The following is a 22,959-nucleotide window of genomic DNA, read 5'->3' on the forward strand; positions in this document are numbered from 1 at the left end:
TTAAACTATTATGCTTTCATCTATTAACTGATTATTCCAAGAAATATTTTTTACGCTTTTGTTTTTATCAAAATAAAAATCCAGTCTTCCCAGAAGAATACCTGCCCAGCCTACCTGATTGACAATGACATTTTTACCATTCTTACTCTGTAAACTCACAGGTTCTTTCAGGAAAGTGTGCGTGTGACCGCCTAAAATCAAATCGATTCCTGATGTTTTAGCGGCCAGATGCTTATCCGACATTTTTTCCGGCTGATCGGGGTAATCAAAACCGATATGAGAAAGACAAATTACCAGATCACATTTTTTATCGTTTCTTAAGAAATCCGCATAATGCTGAGCAATTTCTATCGGATCATGATAAACTGTTTCACCATAATTTTTCTTTCCAACCAAACCATTCAGTTCTATTCCGACTCCGAAAACCCCTATTTTTATTCCTTCTTTTCTAAAGATTCTGTAAGGTTCTGTTTTTCCTTCCAGGATTGTATTTTTAAAATCATAATTGGAACAAATGAAAGGAAATTTTGCATTCGGAAGAACTTTCAGGAAACCGTCCAAACCGTTATCAAAATCGTGATTCCCCATTGTAGATGCATCATACTGCATCATGCTCATTAATTTGAATTCTAATTCGCCGCCAAAAAAATTAAAGTAGGGCGTTCCCTGGAAGATATCACCTGAATCCAGCAGAAGAACGTTGGTCTCTTCACTTCTTATCTTTTTTATCAACGATGCTCTCCTTGCAAACCCGCCCTGATTTGGGTTTTTTGTGTAGGACATATCAAATGGTTCTATTCTGCTGTGCTGATCATTGGTGTGCAGAATGGTCAGCTTATATACCGATTCTTTTTCCAGGATATCAAACTGTTCCGCCAGCAAAAGGTTGGGCGCAAGTGTCAGAGCAAGACTTCCGCCGCCGATATATTTTAGAAACTCTTTTCTTTTCATTATTCCTGCACTTTTTTGTTTTGGAAAATCAGTCTTACATCATCAGGCACGGAAACTTCAGGATTTTGCCTGAACTTTTCCAGGAAAAGGTCACGCATTTTGATACCCGTAAAGATGACCTCTCCTTTGCTAAAGAAAAACATATTGTCGCCACCTGTAGCCAAATAGTCCGAAGTCGCAATATAATAAGTCTTGTTATAATCGATCGGTTGTCCGTTAATCAGTTTTCTGGAGATGACATTGGCATCTGTCTCAATAATCAAGTGAGAAACCGGATTATTTTTCTGGGTCTTCAGGTAATAATCAAACAGGCCTTCCACATCTTTCCCAATCATTTTGATGATGACAATTTCATTTTCGAAAGGCATCACTTCATAGATTTGTTTGGTCACAATATCGCCTTTCGGGATGATGGTTCTGATTCCTCCGATATTGATAACAGCAGCATCTATAGCAGGAAAATTATTTTTCCTTGCCCATTCCTCAGCACCTTCGAAGGTATAATCTGCCAAAAGGTTTCCAAGATTGCTGTTATCACCGGACTTATTGAGTTCTACATTAGTGTGAGAAATCTTCGTATTCATTTTGCCTTCCAGCTCGTTTTTGTAAGGCTGGATGATAGCATCCATTTCTTTATCATCACGAAGGCCGCTGGTGATGTAGATATTCTTTTCGGTATGGACATTGGCAATGTTGAGTGGCGCTTTACAGCCAATCAACAGCAAACAGATGATTCCGAAACCTAATAATTTATTTTTCATTCTGAAAATAATATGGATACAAATCTAATGATTTTCGGGTTTGTAAACTAACTTAATGATAATTTGGAAGTTATTATTTCATTAAATATAATTTCCGATTATTCCTTTATTTATATATTAAAAGTTATTTTCCGGTTCGAATAATTTACATCGATAATCTTGTTCATTTATTAAAATAAATTAACTTTGAGAGAATTAAATCATCAATAAAAAATGGGTCAGCTAAAAGGCGTTGGTGTGGCTTTGATCACACCTTTCAATGAAGATCTTTCCATAGATTTCGATGCTCTCACGAGATTAATCGATTATAACATAGACAACGGAACCAATTTTCTGGTTGTTTTGGGAACTACAGCGGAAGCTGCAACACTTTCCAAGGAAGAAAAGGACAGAGTTGTTGCTCACATCACTAAGATCAATAATAACAGATTACCGTTGGTTCTTGGAATCGGTGGGAATAATACGGCAGAAGTGGTTCAACAGATAAAAGAAACAGACCTGTCAGATTTCGACGCCGTTCTATCTGTTTCTCCCTATTACAACAAACCAAATCAGGAAGGTCTTTATCAACATTATAAAGCGCTGGCAGAAACCGGTGAAAAAATTATTATTTACAATGTTCCCGGAAGAACCGGGCAGAATGTGGAAGCTTCTACCACTTTGCGATTGGCAAACGAATTCCCGAATCTTTTTATGATAAAAGAAGCGGCTCCGAATATCCTTCAATATTTTGATATCCTGAGACAAAAACCAGAGCAATTTTCATTAATGTCAGGAGACGACGAATATACACTGCCAGTAACACTCGCTGGTGGTGATGGCGTAATTTCTGTAATCGGGCAGGCTTATCCGAAGGAATTCTCAACTATGGTTAAACTGGCCAGAAAGCGTGAAGTGGATGAAGCATATAAAATTCATAATTCTCTTGTAGAAATTACCAGACTGATTTTTGCAGAAGGCAATCCTTGCGGCATCAAGACTATTCTTGCAGAAAAAGGGTTGATCAAAAATTATCTCAGACTTCCGCTCGTTGCAGCTTCGGAAAGCCTTCAGGAAAAAATAAAAGAAGAAATGCAAAAGCTGTCGTAATATAAAAGGTTCAGAGATTCTGAACCTTTTTTAATTTATATATCCAATTTTATTCTATAAACATCAGAAGAATTCCTTCTGATTCCTTCGTGGAAAAAACCGCCATTCTGCGGAATCAGCTCTATAAAATCAAAAACTTTACAATCCTTTGGTAAACCTGAAAAAACGAGCGTAAACCAATAATCTTTTCCAAAAGGAATATCTGTCCAATCCGGAAATAAACTGATGTTTTCGAAATGGATCAGCCTGGAAACGTGTTCTGATTTTCTGTCCACCAGATAAGTTGAAGCCCATATCCTGATTTTTTCTTCCGGAAACATCTCCGATCTGATGCAGCAGTGAAGAATAACCTGGCTCTCTGCAGACACTTCTGACTGTAGCGCCGTCATAAGTTCTTCTGCAATGACTGGTTTTACTTTTGTTTCGCTCATTTTCTGCAGTGAAGATTAATAATGTAATTCTAATTTTTCTTTCGAATAATCTCTTATTTGCTTTATTAATTCCGGATGTTCCGCCATTTTTTTTCCATAGCTCGGTACCATTTCCAGAAGTTTATCCTTCCAGTCAGTGGTGAGTTTTTTTTCAAAACATTTTTCCATAACCATAATCATCGCAAATGCAGATGTGCTTGCACCGGGAGATGCACCTAGAAGCGAGGCTATATTCCTTTCATTGTTAATAACGACTTCCGTCCCGAATTCCAGTCTGCCTCCTTCAAAGCGGTCTCTTTTGATGATCTGAACCCTTTGACCTGCCTGTATCAATTCCCAATCTTCATCTTTTGCATCTTTAACAAAATCCCTAAGATGAGACATTCTTTGAGATTTATTCATAGTAACCTGCTGGATAAGGTATCTTGTCAGCGGCATATTATGCCACCAGGCACCGAACAGCGAACGTATGTTTTTAAAGTTAACACTCTCAGGCAAGTCCAAGTAGCTTCCTTCCTTCAGAAATTTTGTGGAAAATCCTGCAAAAGGTCCAAATAATAAAGCTTTTTTCCCGTCAATAATCCTAAGATCCAGGTGCGGAACAGACATCGGCGGTGCGCCAACGGTTGCCTGGGTATAAACTTTAGCATGGTGTTTCTCAACCAAATCCGGATTGGTAGTAACGAGCCATTGTCCACTTACAGGAAAGCCGCCGTAACCTTTGCTTTCCTCGATTCCTGAACTTTCCAAAAGGGGAAGTGCATAGCCGCCGGCACCGATAAAAACAAACCCGGCATTTACCGTTTGTTTATGAAGATTCTTTCTGTCATTCACATGTAGCTCCCAGCCGCCTTTTCCGTCTGTATCGATATCTTTGACTTCGTGGTAGGTAAAAACCTCTACAGATTCAGTTTTTTTGAGATGTTCAATTAATTTATGAGTCAGCTTTCCAAAATTGACATCGGTTCCCAAATCCATTTTGGTGGCAGCAAGTTTGTCGGATGTCATTCTTTTCTGCATCATCAGCGGAATCCATTCTTTCAGTTTCTGATGGTCATCAGAATATTCCATGCCTTGAAATAATGGCGATTTAAGAAGTGCATCGTGACGTCTTTTGAGATAATCCACATCTTTCCTGCCAAAAACAAAACTCATGTGTGGACAGGAATTGATGAATTCTTTCGGATTATCGATAATGCCTTTATTAATAAGGTAAGACCAGAACTGTTTGGAAACCTCGAACTGCTCAGCAATGTATTCTGCTTTTTTTATATCAATTTTTCCATCCTTTTCCGGCGTATAGTTCAATTCACAGAAAGCGGAATGGCCAGTCCCGGCATTGTTCCAGGCCGATGAACTTTCTTTCGCTACTTCTCCCAATCTCTCGAAAATAACGATTTCCAGATCAGGGTCGAACTCGTGGAGCATGGTCGCCAGTGTTGCACTCATTATTCCACCTCCGACTAAGGCTACATCATATTTTGGTTTTGGAGTCATTATATAGATTTACCGGTACAAAATTACTGATTAATGTCAATTTCTGTGCCTCATATTTTTTAATATCTTACCATTTGTTAATAAATCTGAAATTTTACTCAGAAATCTGTTCTGAAATTTTAATTCATTAATTTTGCAGTGCTTTTGGAAAATCAAAGCAAAAGGAATGAAAGCTTTAAAAACACTGAATCCATATTTCTGGAAACATCGCGTATTACTTTTCTGGGGATTTTTATTTATTATTCTGAGTAATTTTTTTGCTATTTATAAAATCCAGTATATCGGCCAGACCATCAATATCATCGAGAAAAACTATTCTACGCTAAAATTGTCTGATGAGGCGGGTCTAATTGAAAATATTCAGAATAACTGGGCTTATTTCCGGATAATATTTATTAATTCCGGGATTCTAATCGTTTGCTCCTTGTTATCCGGTTTTTTCACCTTTATGATGAGGCAGACGATCATCGTTGCATCCAGAAGAATCGAATATGAGCTGAAAAATAAAATCTACCGCCATTATCAGGAAATATCGATTACTGATTATAAAAAGACAACTATCGGAGATCTGCTGAACCGGCTTAGCGAAGATGTTGTTGCCATCAGAATGTATCTCGGTCCGGGTGTGATGTATGTGGTAAACCTGGTTATTCTATTGATCATTACCAGTGTTTACATGTTTATGACTGATCTGCAGATGACACTCTGGACACTGATACCCCTTCCTATTTTGTCGTACGGTATTTATAAAGTGAGTGACATCATCAACCAGAAATCTAAAGTGATGCAGAAAAGCCAGTCTGCCATTTCAACTTTCGTTCAGGACAGCTTTTCTGGAATCCGTGTGGTAAAATTCTTCAGTAAGGAAAGATACATCGAAAAAAATTACGGAATCAAAGTTAAAGACTATCAGGATAAAGCCCTTGATCTTGCAAGAACAGAAGCTTACTTTTTTACGATTATCATTTTCGTGATCGGACTTCTGAACGTGGCTATTCTTGTAATCGGCGGTCAAAAGTACATTGCAGGAGAAATGAGTGTAGGAACCATCGCAGATTTCTTCATGTATATCAACATGCTTATTTTTCCATTCTCCATGTTGGGCTGGGTTACCTCTATCAATCAAAGAGCAGACGCAAGTATGCAGCGTGTGAATGAGTTTCTGAATATGAAATCAGAGATCGTTAACACTAATCATGAAGTGTATCCAATAAAAGGAGAAATCGAATTCCGGAATGTAAGCTATACTTATCCAAATACAGGCATAAAAGCAATTGACAATCTAAGCTTCAGAATCGAGGCAGGAAAATCACTTGCAATAATGGGAAAAACCGGAAGCGGAAAATCTACAATTGCACAATTACTCTGCCGACTGATCGATCCCGATGAAGGCCAAATCCTGATTGACGGAAAAAATCTGAAAAACCATAATCTGAAGCTATACCGGAATCAACTCGGATATACGCCTCAGGAAAGTTATCTTTTTTCTGACACTATTGAGAACAATATTGGCTTTGCAGTTGACAACCCAAGCCGGGATTTGGTGATGCAAATGGCAAAAAAAGCAGATGTCCACAAAAATATAGAAGAATTCAAGAATCAGTACGAAACAATGGTTGGTGAACGTGGCGTAATGCTTTCCGGCGGGCAAAAACAAAGGATATGCATTGCAAGAGCGATGATCAAACAACCGAATATTTTGATCTTTGATGATTGCCTGTCCGCACTAGATACAGAAACGGAAGAAAATATTCTGCAGAACATTGACAAGGATATTAAAACAACCACTTCCATCATAATAACTCACAGAGAATCAAGTGCAAAAAGAGCGCACGAAATTCTTTATCTCAATTAAAAGATATCATTTTACAATATTTTTTATCAAAATTTTAAGAAAAAACTTGATTTAGTGGTTTTTTTTAACAAAATATTTTGAAATTCCGAGAATTCTATTATATTTGTTACAACAGATTTCTAAAAAATATTTAACAATGAGTGAATTTAAGGAACGACATGAGAATGAGATTTTCACTAAAGTGTTGAAAGCAGGCAGAAGAACGTATTTCTTTGATGTGCGGGAGACCAAAGCGGGTGATTATTATTTAACCATTACAGAAAGTAAAAAGAACTTCGGAGAAAATGGCGAGGCTACTTTTGAAAAGCACAAAATCTATCTTTATAAAGAAGATTTCAAAAGTTTTCAGGAGTTATTCAATGAGTCTACAGATTTTATAATCCAGCAAAAAGGTGAAGATGTAATATCTGAAAGACATGATAAAGATTTCAAATCCAAATCTTTCACGATAGATTCAGACGACGAAGTTTAAAGACAATATCTCCAAACGCATCTTTTAAGGATGCGTTTTTGTTATTTATACTTTTAAGATTTTCTGAGAAAAGGGCTTTCTATAAATTTCCAGATAAGCACCGAAAATAGAAAAACTACAATATAACTCGCAACAAGCCCTGTATACATATAGTTATCATAAATTTTTTCCTGTACGAATATCTGTATAATCGGGAAATGAACAAGATACATCCCGTAGGAAAAGTCTCCATATTTTCCAAAATTATGCAGAGGAATGCGAGAATACGCAAACCAAATAATCAGAATGCCCAACGCGAAAGGAAAAACAACCCGAACAGGAACTGGCGTAAACCAGAATTCTAAAAACCCTAACAAAATCGCAAATAATAAAATGATATTCTGATATTTTTTAAAAAAATCAAAATTCAGGTAAAGAAAAATACCACTGACAAAATATTTCAAGCTGCCCGGCAATTGTTTTGCCATCTCGTAGTTATAATATTTCTCTACATAATGCCCATATACTAATGAGCCTATATACAATCCGAGGAGAATCAGGTTCTTTGCTCGCAGCGTTTTTTTATTTAATAAATAATATAAAACAGGAACGAACATATAAAACATAATTTCGACTTTTATAGTCCACAACGATCCATTAACCGCACATCCAGGATTATTTTCAAAGAGAAACTGAATGCATGGTTTCAAAAAATTGGCAAAAATTAAATTCAGAAAAAGATAATTAAACCAGTCTCCGGAAAAATAATGACCTGCATCTGCTGATGAAAAAAAGAACAGAAAAACCGCAAAAAACACCACCACGAATAAGTAAGCCGGCAGGATTCTCTTAATTCGATTTTTTGTATAGATTTTTATTTTTTTTAACCTGTCAAAACTTGAATAGACTAAAAATCCGCTTATAACAAAAAAAGAGTAAACACTGTAATTAGGCATCGACGCAAAAAATCCGTTCCAGAACTCGGGTTTTCCACTAAGGATTATAGAATGCCCTACTACAACTAAAAATGAAAATAAGAATCTTAGAAAATCAAAATTATTATTGTGTTTCATGGATTATCAAAATCTAAAAGTAACGAAACATTCTTAAACAAAAAAACGCATCCTATAAAAGAATGCGTTTTTATTTTGGGTGAATGAGGGGTCTCGAACCCCCGACCTTCGGAACCACAATCCGACGCTCTAACCAACTGAGCTACAATCACCGTTTTGCGTGTGCAAATATAGATAATTTTATCAGTTAATCACAAACAATTCCTTCAAAATTTTTGAATGCTAATAATTTTTCCGTGGTAAAACCTTCCGCATATTCTACGCCGGAAAGTCTTCCCAGATCTTGTGCTCTGTAAGTCAGGCTCTCCAAAAAATCTTTGGTCGCTATAGGTGTAACAGGCTCCTGGGAATCGGGGTTAAAAAATTGTGTTTTATAAGCAAGACATGCCTGAAGCTTTTTATCCAAAAATCCTGATATGTCTAACACAAAATCCGGCTCGATATTTTTCCACTGAATATAATGAAAAATCTGTTTTGGTCGCCAGGCATCTTGTAATTCGTTATTATCAAAGGTTTCTATTTTTCTCAAACCTGATAAAAAGCAGGCATCAGAGACCAATTTTGCAGCTTTTGCATGATCCGGGTGGCGGTCATCTATTGCATTTGCCAAAACTATATCCGGTCTGTATTTTCTTATTTTTTCGACGATCTTCAATTGGTATTCTTCAGAATTATTAAGAAAACCATCTTTCAGTTTCAGATTTTCCCTGAAACTTATTCCTAATATTTCTGAGGCATCTTTTGCTTCGGCTGCACGGGTTTCACGCGTTCCTCTTGTTCCCAGCTCACCTTCTGTAAGATCCAGTATTGCTACTTTCTTTCCTTCCGAAATCAATTTAGCAACTGTTCCGCCACAGCCTAACTCAACGTCATCAGGATGAGCACCAATTGCTAATATATCACATTTCATATTCTAATATTTTTGCTAATTTACTAAAACAAACTTCCCAACTTTATTAAAAATTGGGAAGTTTTTTGTTTATAAATAATTACTTATTCAAGGTTTTCTGAAGATTGACCGCATCCTGATAAGTTGGTTCATATTCAAGAGATTTGGCGATATCTTGTTTTGCCTTTTCAGGATTGGTATCCTTTTCCATGTAAGCAATAAAGAAATATGCATAACCTAAACTCTGTTTGCTGGCCTCTATCTCAGCTGGCTTTACCAGAGAAATAAACTTTTCGTAGGATGCTTTCGCCATCTCATTGTTACCGGCTTGCTGATAAGCGTAACCCTGGCTGTAGTAAGCAGGCGCCCAATCTGGCAAAGCAGAAGACATCTTGCTCCAGGTAAGGATTGCTCCATTCCAGTTTTGGACATTTTGATATTCCTGAGCTAATTTATACAACGTGTCTGTATCTTTCGGGTTAGCAGCCACTTTTGCTTTTAAAGCATCGATTGTAGCATTTGTCGGACCTTCGTTCGCCGAAGCATTGCTGATTCCTCCTTTTATTTTTGCCAGTTCCTCATCCCATTTCAACGTTTCATCTTTTGCTGCTTTTGCAAATGCTATTTTTTGCTGTGTAACAGCTTCCAGTTGTGCTTTTACCGCAGCATCTTTTTCAGTTTTTGCCAGTCCGGCTGCAATCAGACCTTGTAAACCTTCATCAGAAGGCTGTATCCTGGTTTTGTCTGCCTGAGAAAGGAAGGTGTCCATATTCTGTTTTGCACCTGCATAATCGCCATCTCCGTACTGGATATAAGATCTAAGCTTATATTTGATCGGGTCGTTAACCTTATCAAATACTTCATCCAGTGTTTTCTTTGCATTAGCATAATCCTCATTGGTGAAATAAAGTTTTGCGATCTCCAGTTTAGTATATGGATCGTCATCAGCATATTTCGTATAATTAATAAGGTTCTGAGTTGCTTCCGTATTTTTCTGATACTTTATATTAAATCCAGCCAGAGCTTTATAAGCCGGCGCATAAGTTGGATCTACAGCAATTGCTTTATCAATATTTTCTTTAGCCTGTTGCCATTGTTGCGCAGCAATCCACAATGTCCCCTTTCTTGTATATACAGATGCCTTATTTTTTGCAACAGCTTCAGCTTTATCATAAGCCGACATGGCGTTGCCCGGGTCTTTCTTCAATCGGTATGCATCTCCAAGAGAATAATAGTAATTAGCAGGAACACCTCCTTTCTGAGCCTTCTCAATAGCTTTATTAAGGAATGTAATGGCCAAATCAGGAGAACTGTTTTTTTCAAACAAAGTCAATGCCTCACCAGCCCTGAACAATACTTCCGCATCTTTTTCTCTGGAATCTTTTACAATTTGCTGAATCTCAGAAATTGCTGACTTGTCACCTTTTCCAAGCTTAATTGATGCCAAGCCTATTTTGTTCAAATAGCTTTTAGGGTCAGCAGCCAATCCTTTATTGAAACTTTCCTGCGCTTCATTAAAGTTGGGGTCGAACTGTGTTAAATATGTATTGCCTAAGTAAAAATAGTTACTAGCATCTTTAGGATTCTGGTTGATTAGATCTGTGTAATTTTGTTTTGCTTTAGCATATTTCTGACTATCTACATAATTGATACCATCCTGCACGCTTTGAGCAAAAGTCAGATTCACAAAAAAACCTACTGCAGCAGTTAAAGCAATTTTCTTCGTTAAATTCATTATATATTTTGTTTTCATTATTTTTTCAAAAAATTAAATCATTGGAATGACGCAATATTCAGACCATTATATTATAAATAAAAGTTTTTTCTGTTAAAAATTTATTAAAAATAAGCCTTATCTCATCTGAACTTCCCTTTTAAACATGTTATATGGTTGAAGACCTTCTTTTTCTACTACAATCTGTCCAAGCTGCTGACAAGAAAAACGAATAAATCCATTTCCTAAACCGTAGTACGCTTCATTCGTAAGAAAGTAAAGAACTCTTGTAAACGGATATCGCATATCCTTAAGGTTTGCTAAAGACACATCATAAGTCATATTATCTTTTACAACCTTGAGGATCTTTAACTGATTTCTAAGTTTTTGCGCTTCTTCACCGAAAGGCCTGCTTATCGTGTTATAGCTGATAACACCAATTTTATCAGGATAGTTGGCAAGCTGTTCTGCAACATTCTCATTACCGTTGATGATGGAAAATTTAAGTTCCGATGGTTTTTTATTAAACTTCTGGGCAATAAAATTAAGGTTGCTGGAATTGGTTCCATCAAATATTAGTTTCCTTTTGTCAGAATTTAATTCATTATAAATGGTTTCGACAGAAATAGATTCTAATGGAGAATTTTTGGGAACAACGAACAAAACGGCATCGGCCGCAAATTTAGCGGGTTGCCAAGGCAGGTTAATTTTTGTATCATATGCCTGTTTTTCTTCTGTGGAAAGTTCTCTCGACATTACCACAACTCTGGCTTTTTTGTCCAGAAGATCCAGTAATCCCAAATCTTCCTTTTTGACAACCAGATTAATTTTTGTATCCGGATTAAGTGATGTGTATCGCTCTACAAGAGCCTCCGTTACACTTTTAAAAGATTCATCTGTTTCGATGGTAATTTGTCCTTTATTGGGCGTATCAATTTCTTTTGTTTTCTCTTTTGAGCATGAAAAGACGATAGCAGAGGCTATGAACAGAAAAAATATTTTTTTCATTTAATTATCATTTTTAATTCCTACAATAGCCCTTACGATACGGAAAATCCCGTAAGCTATTAATAATCCGCCTAAAGGGTAAGCCACATTAGGTTCCAGAATAATGATGAAGAATTTGTAAAGTATAACAACAATTCCTAAAACAATGTAGAAAATCCCTGTTATTAAAGAAAGCCATTTAAACATATACAAATCTAATAAAAAAAGAGAAGTTATAAAACTTCTCTTTTGTATAATCTGTTACAAATTAAACCATTATTGGAAATTCATAGTAACTGGGAATCTAAATCTGGATCTTACAGGTTGTCCATTGACTTTACCAGGCGTCCATTTTGTTTTGATTCCTTTTACAGTTGCCTCAGCTTCTCTGTTGAAGTCTGAGTTAGGACCACTAGCTTTTACCTGTGTTAGCGTTCCGTCTTTTTCAACTACGAAAGTAATCTCTGTTTTCAGAGTACCTTCACCTTCCAAACTTCCGGAATCAAAACTATTTTGAAACTTGGTACGGAATGCATTGATACCGCCCTGAAATTCAGCTGCCTGATCTACAGATTCGTAGACTTCATTGGTTACTGGTTTTACTTCAGCTGTCGTAGATTTACCTGTTGAAGGTGGTGGCGGCGGCGGCGTATAAGCCGGTGTTTTCACACCTTCTTGATTTTGTAAGCCTGTTGTAGTTTCCAGCTGCTGTGTAATTGGCGGTGGTGGCGTTTCAATCTTAGGAACCCTTTTAGGTTCCGGAACAACGTTTTGAATAACCTCTTGTTTTTCCTCTTCCACTTTTGGTGGCGGTGGTGGCGGTTCTTCATCTTTAGGTTGCTCTATAATTGGCTCTTCTTCCAAAATGTTTACAAGATTAGCATCAACCTCTGTTTTTTCTCTAGCATTCATTTGCTGAATTTTTAGATAAATAAGAGGAGAAACTGCTAGAAGAAGAAAAAATACTGTTCCAATCAAAAACGATTTTGTAAGCATTTTAGGATACGTAGTTCTGAGATCATAAGCTCCGTATTCTTTATTTCTATTTTCAAATACAATCTCATCAAGAGATAAGTCGTAATTTAAATTATCATCTGCCATTGTCTATATTTTAAATATGATACTTGTAGTGATTATTCTCCAACTTTCTTTTTATAAATAGCCAATTCCCAAGGTTTGATATCGGTTACACCGTATCTTTCGTTTTTGGTAACAGCCATCTCGTCGAGAATGTCTACAAAGTTCTTATATACCGCATCGTCAGTCGGCTTGATAATAACAGTGAATTTGTCTTTATCAGCTGCTCTAGCTTTTGCTTGCTCAATTACTTTTCTAATTCCTTCTCTGTCAAAGTTAGTTTCAACAAGTGTTTCTTCATTAAGACCTGCCTGATCTTCCTGATGGTAAAAAACTTTATTATCTTTTCCTATAATGATAGAAATGGAATTGCTAAGTTTAATTTCTGTGTCTGGTTGCTTCTGGTCCTTCTTCGGCTTCGCAGGAAGACCAAGATCCATTACGTTTGGTTTGCTAAATGTTGTGGTAAACATAAAGAAAGTAATCAAAAGAAAACCTAAGTCTACCATCGGCGTCATATCTACACGGGTATTCTGCTTTTTCGAACGGACCTTGCCGCCTTTCCCGCTATCCTCTTTTACTTGAACTTCTGCCATTTCTGTAGATTAATTAGATTTTTCTTGTGTTGTTATCAACCAAAATTTAAGAAAATCAATATCTCTTAAACCTTCAAACAAACTTTTTACTTTTGGATATTTTGTGGTTACGTCACCTTTAATTGCTAACTTATAGTTAGGATTAACGGCTAAACTCTGCTGTACCCAGTCTATCAATTGTTTGTTTGTGCTATCCATTGGAATACCTTCGCTAGCCTTAAATGCTTTTTGTCTATCTTCAGGAAGATTCAAATAACTTTTTAGCTGACTCATTGGCACACCTACCGCCTGTACTCTTGTAAATGCTACTTTCTCAGGGTTTGTGAAACTCATTCCGTATTTCTGACCCATTTTGTCAAGAAGCTGTATTCTTTCTGTACCGTTTTCTACGGGTTGAAAATAGAATGCACCTTTCTGAGTAACATTTATTGTCATAAGACTTGCATCAGGAAGTAATTTCTCTGATATAGAAGACGGCGGTTTTATTTGCTCCACATCAGGTTTTTTGAACTGTGTGGTTAATATAAAGAATGTAAGCAGTAGGAATGCAACATCGCACATAGCGGTCATATCCGTAACTATTCCATGTCTTTTTGGTTTAATTCTCGCCATTATTATAAATGTCTTTGTTAACTAATTTATGAATTTGAAATGCATAAAATTACATTTCGTAAATTTGCTTTGCTTTATTTCTTAGTGAAACTCAGCGAAAGACTGTTGGATGCTCATAGAGATTTCATCAATCTTATAAGTCAATCCGTCAATTTTAGACGTAAAGAAGTTATAAAGAATAATTGCTACAGCTGACGTACCAATACCTAAAGCTGTATTAATAAGTGCCTCAGAAATACCGATTGATAATGCAGCAGCATCTGGGGTTCCACCGCCACCACCTAAAGCAGCGAAAGCTCTGATCATCCCGATTACTGTTCCTAATAATGCTACCAATGTTGCAACTGTACCAAGTGTAGAAAGAATCATCATATTCTTTTCCAACATCGGCATTTCAAGTGTAGTTGCTTCCTCGATTGCTTTGTTAAGAGCTGCCATCTTTTGTTCTTTGTCTAGTGTAGTATCCTTAGCCAATGCTTTGTAAGTTGTAAGACCTTCTTTCACAACATTACCTACTGATCCTTGTTGTCTGTCACACTCTTCAAGAGCTTCATCAACTTTGTTCTGATTCAGTAAACTTCTGATTTTCAAAACGAAGTTATCAACGCTACCATTCCCAGCTGCTTTGCTCAAAACAAATGCACGCTCGATAGCAAAAACGATCACAACGATCATAAATGTAATAAGGATAGGAACGATAAATCCTCCCATATAAACCATCCCAAGACCGTGTGGGTGTAATTCTTTACTTTCGATATCTGCGAAAGCAACAGAAGCTACTCCGTCAATACGAGGATCAGCTGTAAAGTTTGATGGGTTACCACAAACAAATAAAAAAATAGCAATACCTATTACTAATAAGATAGGAATAACTATCGCCGGATTAAGACCTCCTTTTTTCTTAGCAACTACTTGCTCATCTGTGTTTGAAACATTCATTTCCATATTAAAACTAAATTATAATTGTTAAATTTTATCGTGTAAAATAAAGTCAAATATTTTAAAAATGCAAAAATATTTTTCGTTTAGGTTCTAATTTTTTTATCTAAAAAATTACAGAAATTCAATTATCAATTAAATTGAAACCCCGTTTTTATGAATTTATTATCTCTTTTAGAAACATTAATGGAAGATAATTAAAATTGACTATCATAAATTATGATTTTAATTTTAAAAAAATCCAATGCGCAGAATAATAATTTTTCTTAATATTTCAAAAGGGCTTTTAAATCAGATAACAATATTAATGATTTTCTTCGGAACAAAGATGAAATTCTTAACTGATTTATCTCCTAAAATTCTTTTTACATCTTCATTCTCCATCATCAGTTTTTCAACCTCTCCCTTGCCTAAATCGGCGGGCAGTTTGATCTTGAATTTCATTTTACCATTGAAGCTTACCGGATAATCTATCTCATCTTCAACAAGATAGCCTTCATCCAGCGTTGGAAACGGCTCGAATTCAATAGAAACAATATTTCCCAGCAAATTCCATACCTCTTCGCAAATATGTGGTGCATATGGTGATATAATAACAGCTAAAGGCTGCAAAATATTGCGTTTATTGCATTTTAATTTCTGCAATTCGTTCACTGCGATCATAAATGAAGACACAGATGTATTAAAAGAAAAGTTCTCAATATCGTAAACGACCTTCTTTATTAACGTATGCAAGACTTTATATTCTTCTTTAGTTGGCTCTTCATCAGAAACAGAGAAGATATCGCCATCGAAATAAAGATTCCAGAATTTTTTCAGGAAACCATAAACTCCGCTAAGGCCTTGCGTGTTCCAAGGTTTGGATTGTTCTAATGGCCCAAGGAACATTTCGTACAATCTTAAACCATCTGCTCCGTATTCATTACAAATATCATCTGGGTTGACGACATTGTATTTTGATTTGGACATTTTTTCTACTTCACGGTCTGTAATATATTTTTCATTATCCAAAATAAATTCCGCATCAGCAAATTCTGGTCTCCAAGCTTTAAAAGCTTCGGTATCTAATTCGTCTGTTGTTCCCTTTAATAAAGAAACATCAACGTGAATCGCCTGGGAACCAAATTCAATTGCATTCCTTAAGTAAGAAATTAAATCTTCTTTATTAGTGAAATTTTTATATTTAATTAAATCAAGTATAGGATAATCAAAAATCTCTTCTAACTTATTATTAAATAAAATAGGAAGTTGAGTTCTTAACCAATCAATAAATAATTTTTCTAAATCTTCATTTTTGAAAAAATCACCTTTAATTAAATTTTTAGAAAGAAAAATTTGTGGACTTTTTTTCAATGGAGAATATGATGAGAAATCACCTAATCCGTTAGACGATTTTATAGTGATATATGGAATTGCCCTATAAACAAAAGCACTCATCCCCAAAATCATTCCTTGATTAATCAATTTTTGGAAAGGCTCGTTTTGTTCAATATAACCTCGGTCTTTCAAAAACATATTCCAAAAACGGGAATACAACAAATGTCCTGTTGCGTGCTCGCTTCCTCCGATGTACAAATCAACTTGTCCCCAATAATCTGACAATTCTTTTTTACAGAAAACCTCATCATCATTCGGGTCCATATATCGTAGGAAATACCAGGAACTTCCGGCCCAGCCTGGCATTGTGGATAATTCTAATGGGAAAACGGTTTTATCATCAATCAAATTGGTGTCGACCACTTTTTGGTTCGCTTCATCCCAAGCAAATGTTTTTGCGTTTCCTAATGGCGGATCGCCATCTTCGGTTGGTAAATATTTTTCAACTTCAGGCAATTCCAAAGGCAAAGCGGAATTTGGCAATGTGTACGGCATTCCTTCCTTATAATAGATAGGAACCGGCTCGCCCCAATATCTTTGTCTGGAGAAAATCGCATCACGCTGTCTGTAATTCGTAGTTCCGTGGCCAATTCCTCGGTTTTCGATTTCAGCAATGATTTTTGCTTTCGCCTCTTTATAATTAAGACCATCCAGGAAATCAGAATTCACACAAACCGAATCTTTAGAATCATAAGATTCTTCCTGAACATCTACATCAGACTCCACAACTTTGATGATCTCCAAATTAAATTTCTTCGCAAATCTATGGTCACGCTCATCGTGTGCAGGAACAGCCATCACAGCGCCAGTTCCGTAACCCATCAACACATAATCCGAAATATAAACCGGAATATTCTTCCCTGTAAACGGATTAATCGCATAACTTCCCGTGAAAGCACCAGTCACGTTTTTCACGTCGGTCATTCTATCACGTTCTGTTTTTTTGGAAGTTTCCTCGATGTAATTTGCGATTTCCGCTGCTTGCTCTTCTGTTGTTAAATTTTTAACCAAAGGATTTTCCGGTGCCAAAACCATAAATGTTGCTCCGAAAATAGTATCAGGACGAGTTGTGAAAACTTCGATGTAGTTGTCGGTTGTTGGTTGTTGGTTATTGGCTTCTTTTCCATCAACTATCAACTTTGAACTATCAACTAAAAACCTTACCTGCGCACCCTGAGATTTTCCAATCCAATATTCCTGAGCATCTTTCAAAGGTTGTGGCCAATCCAAAGTTTTCAAACCTTGCAACAATCTTTCCGAGTATGCAGAAATCCTCATACTCCACTGCATCATTTTCTTTTGGAAAACAGGGAAGCCGCCTCTTTCGGATTTTCCGTCTTTGATTTCGTCGTTCGCCAAAACTGTTCCGAGAGCCGGACACCAGTTCACGGTCGTTTCCGCACGGAAAGCCAAACGGTAATTTAATAGAATTTCTTCTTTCTTGATTTCAGAATAAGATTTCCATTCATCGGAAGTGAAATTCAGTTCTTCATTTTGATTCGCATCAAGACCTTCAGTTCCTTTTGATTCAAATTGAGAAATCAAAGTATCGATAGATTCCGCTTTATCACTCGATTTATTATACCAGGAATGAAATAACTGAATGAAAATCCATTGTGTCCATTTATAATAAGATGGATCCGAAGTTCGCACTTCCCTGCTCCAGTCGAAAGAGAAGCCGATTTTTCTCAACTGTTCCTCGTATCTCGTGATATTTTGTTCTGTTGTAATCGCTGGATGTGTCCCTGTCTGGATAGCGTATTGCTCGGCCGGAAGTCCAAAACTGTCGTAACCAACAGGATGCAAAACATTGAAACCCTGATGTCTTTTGTACCGCGCATAGATGTCAGAAGCAATATAACCCAGCGGATGTCCCACGTGAAGTCCCGCTCCGGAAGGATAAGGAAACATATCGAGGACGTAGAATTTCGGTTTATCGGTTGAGTCGGAAGTTTTGTAAGTTTGGTTATCTTCCCAGTATTTCTGCCACTTTTTTTCTATCTGCTGATGGTCGTAAAACATTCTCTGAATAAGGAATTAATAATGAATAATTTTTTTAAGATTCACAAAGTTAAGATTTTGAGACAAACTGACAATCTTAAATTTTCGTGTTCATATTATAAAAGAATCATAATTTTTTGGGCGCCTTTTTCCGCCCTCCGTTCCCGCTTTTTTTGTTATTGCGAAGAAAGCGAAGTCATGCATAGAACCATTCAGCACTCGCAATAACAAAAAAGAGCTCCACTCAGGTCGGGGCGCAGATTCCAGCTTCGATACAAGTTTTGTCATCTAAAATAAATTAAGTATAAAAATCAACAAGTCTTCGACTCCGCTCAGACTGACACTGTTGAAATATTTAGTTTATTATTAGCAATGTCACACTGAGCGGAGTCGAAGTGTTTTCAGCAAAGAAGTCTTTTATCTTTATTCTTTTATCTTCTTGTCTTTATATATCTTTGTAAAAAATCGCAAGTGCCGGAAATCTCTATCATCACGCCGAGTTACAATTCCTCAAAATATCTGAACGAAACTATTGATTCCGTCCTCAACCAAACTTTTCAGGATTGGGAATGGCTGATTACCGATGATTGCTCAACAGACAATTCGGTAGAAGTTCTGGAAAAACAAAACAACCCACGAATCAAAGTGTTCAAAGCTGAGAAAAATGGCGGAGCTGGAGCAGCAAGAAACATTTCATTGAAAAATGCCACAGGAAGATTCATCACATTTCTGGACGCCGATGATTTTTGGGAACCGAATTTCCTAGAAGAAATGGTCAATTTTATGAAATCTGAAAATGCTGAATTAGCTTATTCCACTTATTCCCGTTGTGATGACAATCTGAATCCAACAAAAATTGGAAACTTCGAAGCGGATAAAATTGTGACTTTTAATAATCTTTTGAAAACCTGCAGATTATCTTTATTATCATCGATGTACGATTCCAAACGAGTCGGAAAATTTTATTTCCCGGAAGGCACAAAACGGGAAGACCATGTGATGTGGCTGGAATTATTGAAAAAAATCCCACAAGGAAAACCTTTGAAAAAAACCTTATCAAAATACAGAATGCTCCCCAACAGCGTTTCCAGAAAAAAATCAAATATCATGAAGGACCAATATCTGGTTTACAAAGATTATATGAAATTCTCAACATTGAAATCTCTTTATTACACAGCAAACTGGGCACTAAACGGCTTTATTAAATATTCTAAAATCTTTAATTAATGGAATATTCAAAAGAATTCAAACAGGCTCTGAGCGAATTTTCTCCGCTTGAAAAAGACCGATTGATTTTCCGATTACTGAAGAAAGACAAATTGCTTTCCAAAAAACTGTATTTTGAACTCATCGATCCTGAAACGACAGATGACAAACGAAATGCAATGGAAAAAATCATCAGCGAAAGAGTTTCGGAAATTTCAAAATATGTCGGGAATCAGAAATATTTTTTGGTTTTAATCCGAAAACTGAGCGCAGAAATCACAGAACACGTGAAAGTAACAACGGATAAATTTGGTGATGTATATCTGAATTTATTTTTGGTCAATAAAATCCTTGAGCACAACGAAAAACTGGGAAGACAGAGATTCGATGCGGTTTACAAACTTTACATTTATCTCATTAATAAAATCATCAAAGCCTTAATCCTAATCAAAAAACTGGACGAAGATTATTGGATGGAATTTGACGAACTTCTCACCGACATAGAATTCCAAATCCATGAAACACTCTATCTGGAAAAGCTCTGTGTTAATAACAGTTTTGATTTCAGTTGGCTGAAGTGTGAAAACATTCCTAAGCATTTTGAATTGATTGTGAAAGGAATTAAGAGTGAGGGATTTTTGAGGTAAGATTTCAACCACAAAGCCCACAAAGTTTTTGCACAAAGAACACTATCAAGTTTTTAAGAATAAAAATAGCGAGCCTTGTGCAAAACTTTGTGAGCTTTGTGTTTAAGACGTAATTTTCTTCAAAATAATCTCCGTTGCATTCGGCTGCGAATTCACAAAATTATAAGCATTTTCCGACATCTGTTTCAGGAAGGATTTTTCTTCGCCCTCACTCTGAATATCTTTCTGTATAACTTCTGTAATGAAAGCCGAAGCCGCCACAAAATCGTCAAAACATTTTCCACCATTGGCATCAATCAGCGCATCCGCTTCCGGATTTTTTCTGTACTGATTTCCGAAAACTACAGGAACACCATAAACAGCAGCTTCCAGAATATTATGTAAACCCGCAGAGTGGAATCCACCGCCTACAACTGCCAGATCTGCGTAAGAATACAGTTTTGAGAGTTTGCCAATTGAATCTATAATAATCGTCTGACAGTTTGTGAAGTCGAGCGTTTGAGAATTCGAGAGAGAACTGTAGAGACAAGCATTTGGAAACAGTTTTTGCAGATGCGGAACACGCTGCAAGTCGTGCGGCGCAATAACGATCTTGATTTCAGGAAGTTTTTTTGCAACAACCTGAGCAATATCTTCTTCTGCCTGCCAGCTGCTTCCAAACACAATCAGTTTCTGACCGTTTTTAAATTCTTCTATAAACTCCAAATGATTATCTCTGTCGAGAAATTGCTTTACTCTGTCAAATCTCGTATCGCCGGAAACTGAGGAATTAATTAATCCAATTTTTTTAGCTAAAGCCAAAGATTTAATAGTCTGGTGAAAAAACCAGTCAATATTTTGTTTCAGCTGTTTTGCAAACCACTTTCCATAGCTCTCAAAAAATATCTGATGCTCATAAAACAGTGCCGAAATCACAAAAATTTTCGTTCCACGATTTTTCAGTGCTTCCAAAAGATTATACCAATAATCATATTTGACAGTAAAGAAAATATCCGCTTCAAAGACCGAAACAAACGCTTTAATATCTTTTTTTCTATCAAAAGGCAAATAGCAAACCGCATCTGCAACCTGTTTTCTTTTCCTTATATTTTCGTAACCGGAAGGTGAAAAAAAGGTTACTAACGTTTTATGTTCCGGGAATTGTTCTTTCAATTTTTCCAGGACAGGCAAGCCTTGTTCGTACTCGCCCAGGCTGGCTGCATGCATCCAGATCACCTTTTCTCCCTGGAGTTTATCTTTGACAATGCTGACGGACAGCTTTCTGCCACGGATACCTTTTTTAGTTTTCGAATTGAACAGTGAGAAAACTTTCATCCCGAAAATCATCACATGAACGAAAAGATTGTAAAGTGATTTCATAATTTTAATTCATAGAATTAAAAATTCCTCTGCCAAATTGAATCGCGCCGAAAATAATTGCTCCATAAGCAATAATACCACCTTGACCATTACTCATACTGATTAGTGTTACTAAAGCACCTCCCGCAAACCAAAGTGCCCCGACAATAATATCTTTGGAAGAATTCTTCTTTGACCTACTTTCTATTTCAAAGATCTGCTCTCTATAAGCTTTATGAAGAAGCTTTCTCTTTATCACTTCGTCAGAAGGATTATCTTCATCTTTTTGCTTCAGTTCCAAATAAGTATTAACATTATTCTTACTGAGATACTCTTTTTCCAGGATGTCAACTGATTTTGATTCCGAAAGTTCTATATCAGAAACGGCATTAAGAAAATATTCATTTTCAATCAATTTTCTTCTTCTGTATTCCAGAATAGTGCTTACAACAGTATCTAAATCATACTGTCTCCAATCAGAAAGGATTTCTGTTAAGGTTGAATTTTTAGTACTTGACAAGTCTGACAATGTAAGTCTTTTACTCATAATTAGTTTTCTACTGCAAATCTATCATTATTTGTTGAAGGATTGGATATGACGAGAAATTCCAGATCAGTGTCGGAAAGATTTTCAATCCAGTGTTGCTTATCGGGAGCAATATGAAATCCTGAATTTTCTGCTATTTCAAAAGTTTCTCCTTCCACAATAAATGTTGCTTTTCCTTTTAGAATAAAGAAAAACTGTTGCGCATTTTTATGGAAATGCGACTGCTCTTTCGATTTGGGCGGCATTATTTCCTGTTTTACTGAAAGCGCATCCGAATCCAGCAAAACCCAGCTGACGCAGTTTCCACTCCAAATATAATGTTGCGTATCTTGTTTTGATTTTATCATCTTTAGCTTTTCTATTACAAATATAATTGAGACTTTTGGAAAAAGCACTTTTTAAATTAAATCAGGCACTTCTACTCAGACTGACAGCTCTACAACCAGCATCGTAATTCAACATTGTCAGTCGAAGATCTTTTTTCAAATGTTTTATAATGCTGAATCCGCAGCCCGACTTGAGCGGAAATCCTTTTTACGCAACGCAGTGGAGTGAAAAGATTGGGAGCGGAAGGCGGAAATAGCTGCCATAATTATTAAAATAAACGGTAAGTGAAAAATTAACACAAAAAAGTTTTCAAATATTTGCCACTCAAAATAAAATCTCTATATTTGCAGTCTGAAAATAAAGAGATAATTACGAACTAAATATATTAGTGATGAGTAAAAGAACATTCCAACCATCTGAAAGAAAAAGAAGAAACAAGCACGGTTTCCGTGAAAGAATGTCCACTCCGAATGGAAGAAGAGTGTTGGCAGCTAGAAGAGCGAAAGGCAGAAAGAGTTTAACTGTTAGTGCAGCACGCGCTAAGAGATAATTTTCTTTAATTATCATATACAAAAATGTCTGGACAGGTTTCAG

The 22,959-nt window shown here is 36.4% G+C and carries 23 protein-coding genes and 1 tRNA gene; 6 read left to right on the forward strand and 18 right to left on the reverse strand.

Features of this window, described 5'->3' with window-relative positions; translation table 11 throughout:
• Positions 1-951, reverse strand: coding sequence for a bifunctional metallophosphatase/5'-nucleotidase (locus BUA97_RS05295; RefSeq protein ID WP_072996774.1), 951 nt, complete (start codon positions 949-951; stop codon positions 1-3).
• A complete protein-coding gene (locus BUA97_RS05300; protein WP_072996775.1) occupies positions 951-1,712 on the reverse strand; it encodes a 5'-nucleotidase C-terminal domain-containing protein in 762 nt (253 codons plus the stop codon). Before BUA97_RS05300 ends, BUA97_RS05295 begins: the two co-directional genes overlap by 1 nt.
• A gap of 213 nt (positions 1,713-1,925) precedes the next feature.
• On the opposite strand from BUA97_RS05300, the gene dapA reads away from it, so the two are divergent.
• Complete coding sequence (gene dapA / locus BUA97_RS05305; RefSeq protein WP_072996776.1) at positions 1,926-2,801, forward strand: 4-hydroxy-tetrahydrodipicolinate synthase; 876 nt, start codon at positions 1,926-1,928, stop codon at positions 2,799-2,801.
• A gap of 35 nt (positions 2,802-2,836) precedes the next feature.
• On the opposite strand, the gene BUA97_RS05310 is transcribed toward dapA, so the two are convergent.
• Positions 2,837-3,232: a hypothetical protein gene (locus BUA97_RS05310; protein WP_072996777.1), complete on the reverse strand. Its 396-nt coding sequence runs from the start codon at positions 3,230-3,232 to the stop codon at positions 2,837-2,839.
• Positions 3,233-3,247: 15 nt separating this feature from the next.
• Positions 3,248-4,729: a malate dehydrogenase (quinone) gene (mqo, locus tag BUA97_RS05315; protein WP_072996778.1), complete on the reverse strand. Its 1,482-nt coding sequence runs from the start codon at positions 4,727-4,729 to the stop codon at positions 3,248-3,250.
• 166 nt (positions 4,730-4,895) lie between these two features.
• Between mqo and BUA97_RS05320 the strand changes: the two genes are divergently transcribed.
• Together BUA97_RS05320 and BUA97_RS05325 are read left to right on the forward strand one after the other, a co-directional pair.
• Positions 4,896-6,584: an ABC transporter ATP-binding protein gene (locus BUA97_RS05320; RefSeq protein ID WP_072996779.1), complete on the forward strand. Its 1,689-nt coding sequence runs from the start codon at positions 4,896-4,898 to the stop codon at positions 6,582-6,584.
• Positions 6,585-6,720: 136 nt separating this feature from the next.
• On the forward strand, positions 6,721-7,056 hold the full coding sequence (locus tag BUA97_RS05325; RefSeq protein WP_027383662.1) for a DUF3276 family protein: 336 nt from the start codon (positions 6,721-6,723) through the stop codon (positions 7,054-7,056).
• Positions 7,057-7,109: 53 nt separating this feature from the next.
• Here the strand turns inward: BUA97_RS05325 and BUA97_RS05330 are convergent, their stop codons facing one another.
• The 11 genes from BUA97_RS05330 to BUA97_RS05380 all read right to left on the reverse strand — a co-directional run bounded on the left by BUA97_RS05330 (position 7,110) and on the right by BUA97_RS05380 (position 18,321).
• Positions 7,110-8,108, reverse strand: a complete 999-nt coding sequence (locus BUA97_RS05330; protein ID WP_072996780.1) for an acyltransferase family protein — start codon at positions 8,106-8,108, stop codon at positions 7,110-7,112.
• A 77-nt stretch (positions 8,109-8,185) separates the two neighbouring features.
• Positions 8,186-8,261 (reverse strand) — tRNA-His (locus BUA97_RS05335).
• Between the two features lie 34 nt (positions 8,262-8,295).
• Positions 8,296-9,018, reverse strand: coding sequence for a bacillithiol biosynthesis deacetylase BshB1 (bshB1, locus tag BUA97_RS05340; protein ID WP_072996781.1), 723 nt, complete (start codon positions 9,016-9,018; stop codon positions 8,296-8,298).
• 79 nt (positions 9,019-9,097) lie between these two features.
• Positions 9,098-10,732, reverse strand: coding sequence for a tetratricopeptide repeat protein (locus tag BUA97_RS05345; protein WP_245795802.1), 1,635 nt, complete (start codon positions 10,730-10,732; stop codon positions 9,098-9,100).
• A gap of 117 nt (positions 10,733-10,849) precedes the next feature.
• Entirely contained in the window at positions 10,850-11,719 is an 870-nt protein-coding gene (locus BUA97_RS05350; protein ID WP_072996783.1) for a PstS family phosphate ABC transporter substrate-binding protein, read from the reverse strand.
• Positions 11,720-11,905: a C4-dicarboxylate ABC transporter gene (locus tag BUA97_RS05355; RefSeq protein WP_072996784.1), complete on the reverse strand. Its 186-nt coding sequence runs from the start codon at positions 11,903-11,905 to the stop codon at positions 11,720-11,722.
• Between the two features lie 69 nt (positions 11,906-11,974).
• Positions 11,975-12,799, reverse strand: coding sequence for an energy transducer TonB (locus BUA97_RS05360; protein WP_072996785.1), 825 nt, complete (start codon positions 12,797-12,799; stop codon positions 11,975-11,977).
• A gap of 32 nt (positions 12,800-12,831) precedes the next feature.
• The gene (locus tag BUA97_RS05365; RefSeq protein ID WP_072996786.1) at positions 12,832-13,371 is read right to left on the reverse strand and encodes an ExbD/TolR family protein; all 540 of its coding nucleotides are present in this window, start codon (positions 13,369-13,371) and stop codon (positions 12,832-12,834) included.
• A gap of 9 nt (positions 13,372-13,380) precedes the next feature.
• Entirely contained in the window at positions 13,381-13,983 is a 603-nt protein-coding gene (locus BUA97_RS05370; protein ID WP_072996787.1) for an ExbD/TolR family protein, read from the reverse strand.
• An 81-nt stretch (positions 13,984-14,064) separates the two neighbouring features.
• Entirely contained in the window at positions 14,065-14,928 is an 864-nt protein-coding gene (locus tag BUA97_RS05375) for a MotA/TolQ/ExbB proton channel family protein (protein WP_072996788.1), read from the reverse strand.
• A gap of 285 nt (positions 14,929-15,213) precedes the next feature.
• The gene (locus tag BUA97_RS05380; RefSeq protein WP_072996789.1) at positions 15,214-18,321 is read right to left on the reverse strand and encodes a leucine--tRNA ligase; all 3,108 of its coding nucleotides are present in this window, start codon (positions 18,319-18,321) and stop codon (positions 15,214-15,216) included.
• A gap of 450 nt (positions 18,322-18,771) precedes the next feature.
• Between BUA97_RS05380 and BUA97_RS05385 the strand changes: the two genes are divergently transcribed.
• Positions 18,772-19,527 (forward strand): glycosyltransferase family 2 protein, encoded by a 756-nt coding sequence (locus tag BUA97_RS05385; protein WP_072996790.1) that lies wholly within the window; start codon positions 18,772-18,774, stop codon positions 19,525-19,527.
• Positions 19,527-20,153 carry a deoxyuridine 5'-triphosphate nucleotidohydrolase gene (locus BUA97_RS05390; RefSeq protein ID WP_072996791.1) on the forward strand — a complete coding sequence of 209 codons (627 nt, stop codon included), beginning with the start codon at positions 19,527-19,529 and terminating at the stop codon, positions 20,151-20,153. The genes BUA97_RS05385 and BUA97_RS05390 overlap by 1 nt, the downstream gene beginning before the upstream one ends.
• A gap of 102 nt (positions 20,154-20,255) precedes the next feature.
• Here the strand turns inward: BUA97_RS05390 and BUA97_RS05395 are convergent, their stop codons facing one another.
• Genes BUA97_RS05395 through BUA97_RS05405 form a run of 3 tightly spaced genes read right to left on the reverse strand, consistent with a single transcriptional unit; the run spans position 20,256 to position 22,385 of the window.
• Positions 20,256-21,512: a 3-deoxy-D-manno-octulosonic acid transferase gene (locus BUA97_RS05395; RefSeq protein WP_072996792.1), complete on the reverse strand. Its 1,257-nt coding sequence runs from the start codon at positions 21,510-21,512 to the stop codon at positions 20,256-20,258.
• Positions 21,513-21,516: 4 nt separating this feature from the next.
• Entirely contained in the window at positions 21,517-22,038 is a 522-nt protein-coding gene (locus BUA97_RS05400; RefSeq protein WP_072996793.1) for a hypothetical protein, read from the reverse strand.
• A gap of 2 nt (positions 22,039-22,040) precedes the next feature.
• Positions 22,041-22,385, reverse strand: coding sequence for a cupin domain-containing protein (locus BUA97_RS05405; protein ID WP_072996794.1), 345 nt, complete (start codon positions 22,383-22,385; stop codon positions 22,041-22,043).
• Between the two features lie 371 nt (positions 22,386-22,756).
• Here BUA97_RS05405 and rpmH point away from each other — a divergent pair, with 371 nt between their 5' ends.
• On the forward strand, positions 22,757-22,915 hold the full coding sequence (gene rpmH / locus BUA97_RS05410; RefSeq protein ID WP_039365072.1) for a 50S ribosomal protein L34: 159 nt from the start codon (positions 22,757-22,759) through the stop codon (positions 22,913-22,915).
• Positions 22,916-22,959: the final 44 nt, after the last annotated feature.

The organism is Epilithonimonas mollis (genome assembly GCF_900142325.1).
GTDB classification, from domain to species: Bacteria; Bacteroidota; Bacteroidia; order Flavobacteriales; family Weeksellaceae; genus Epilithonimonas; species Epilithonimonas mollis.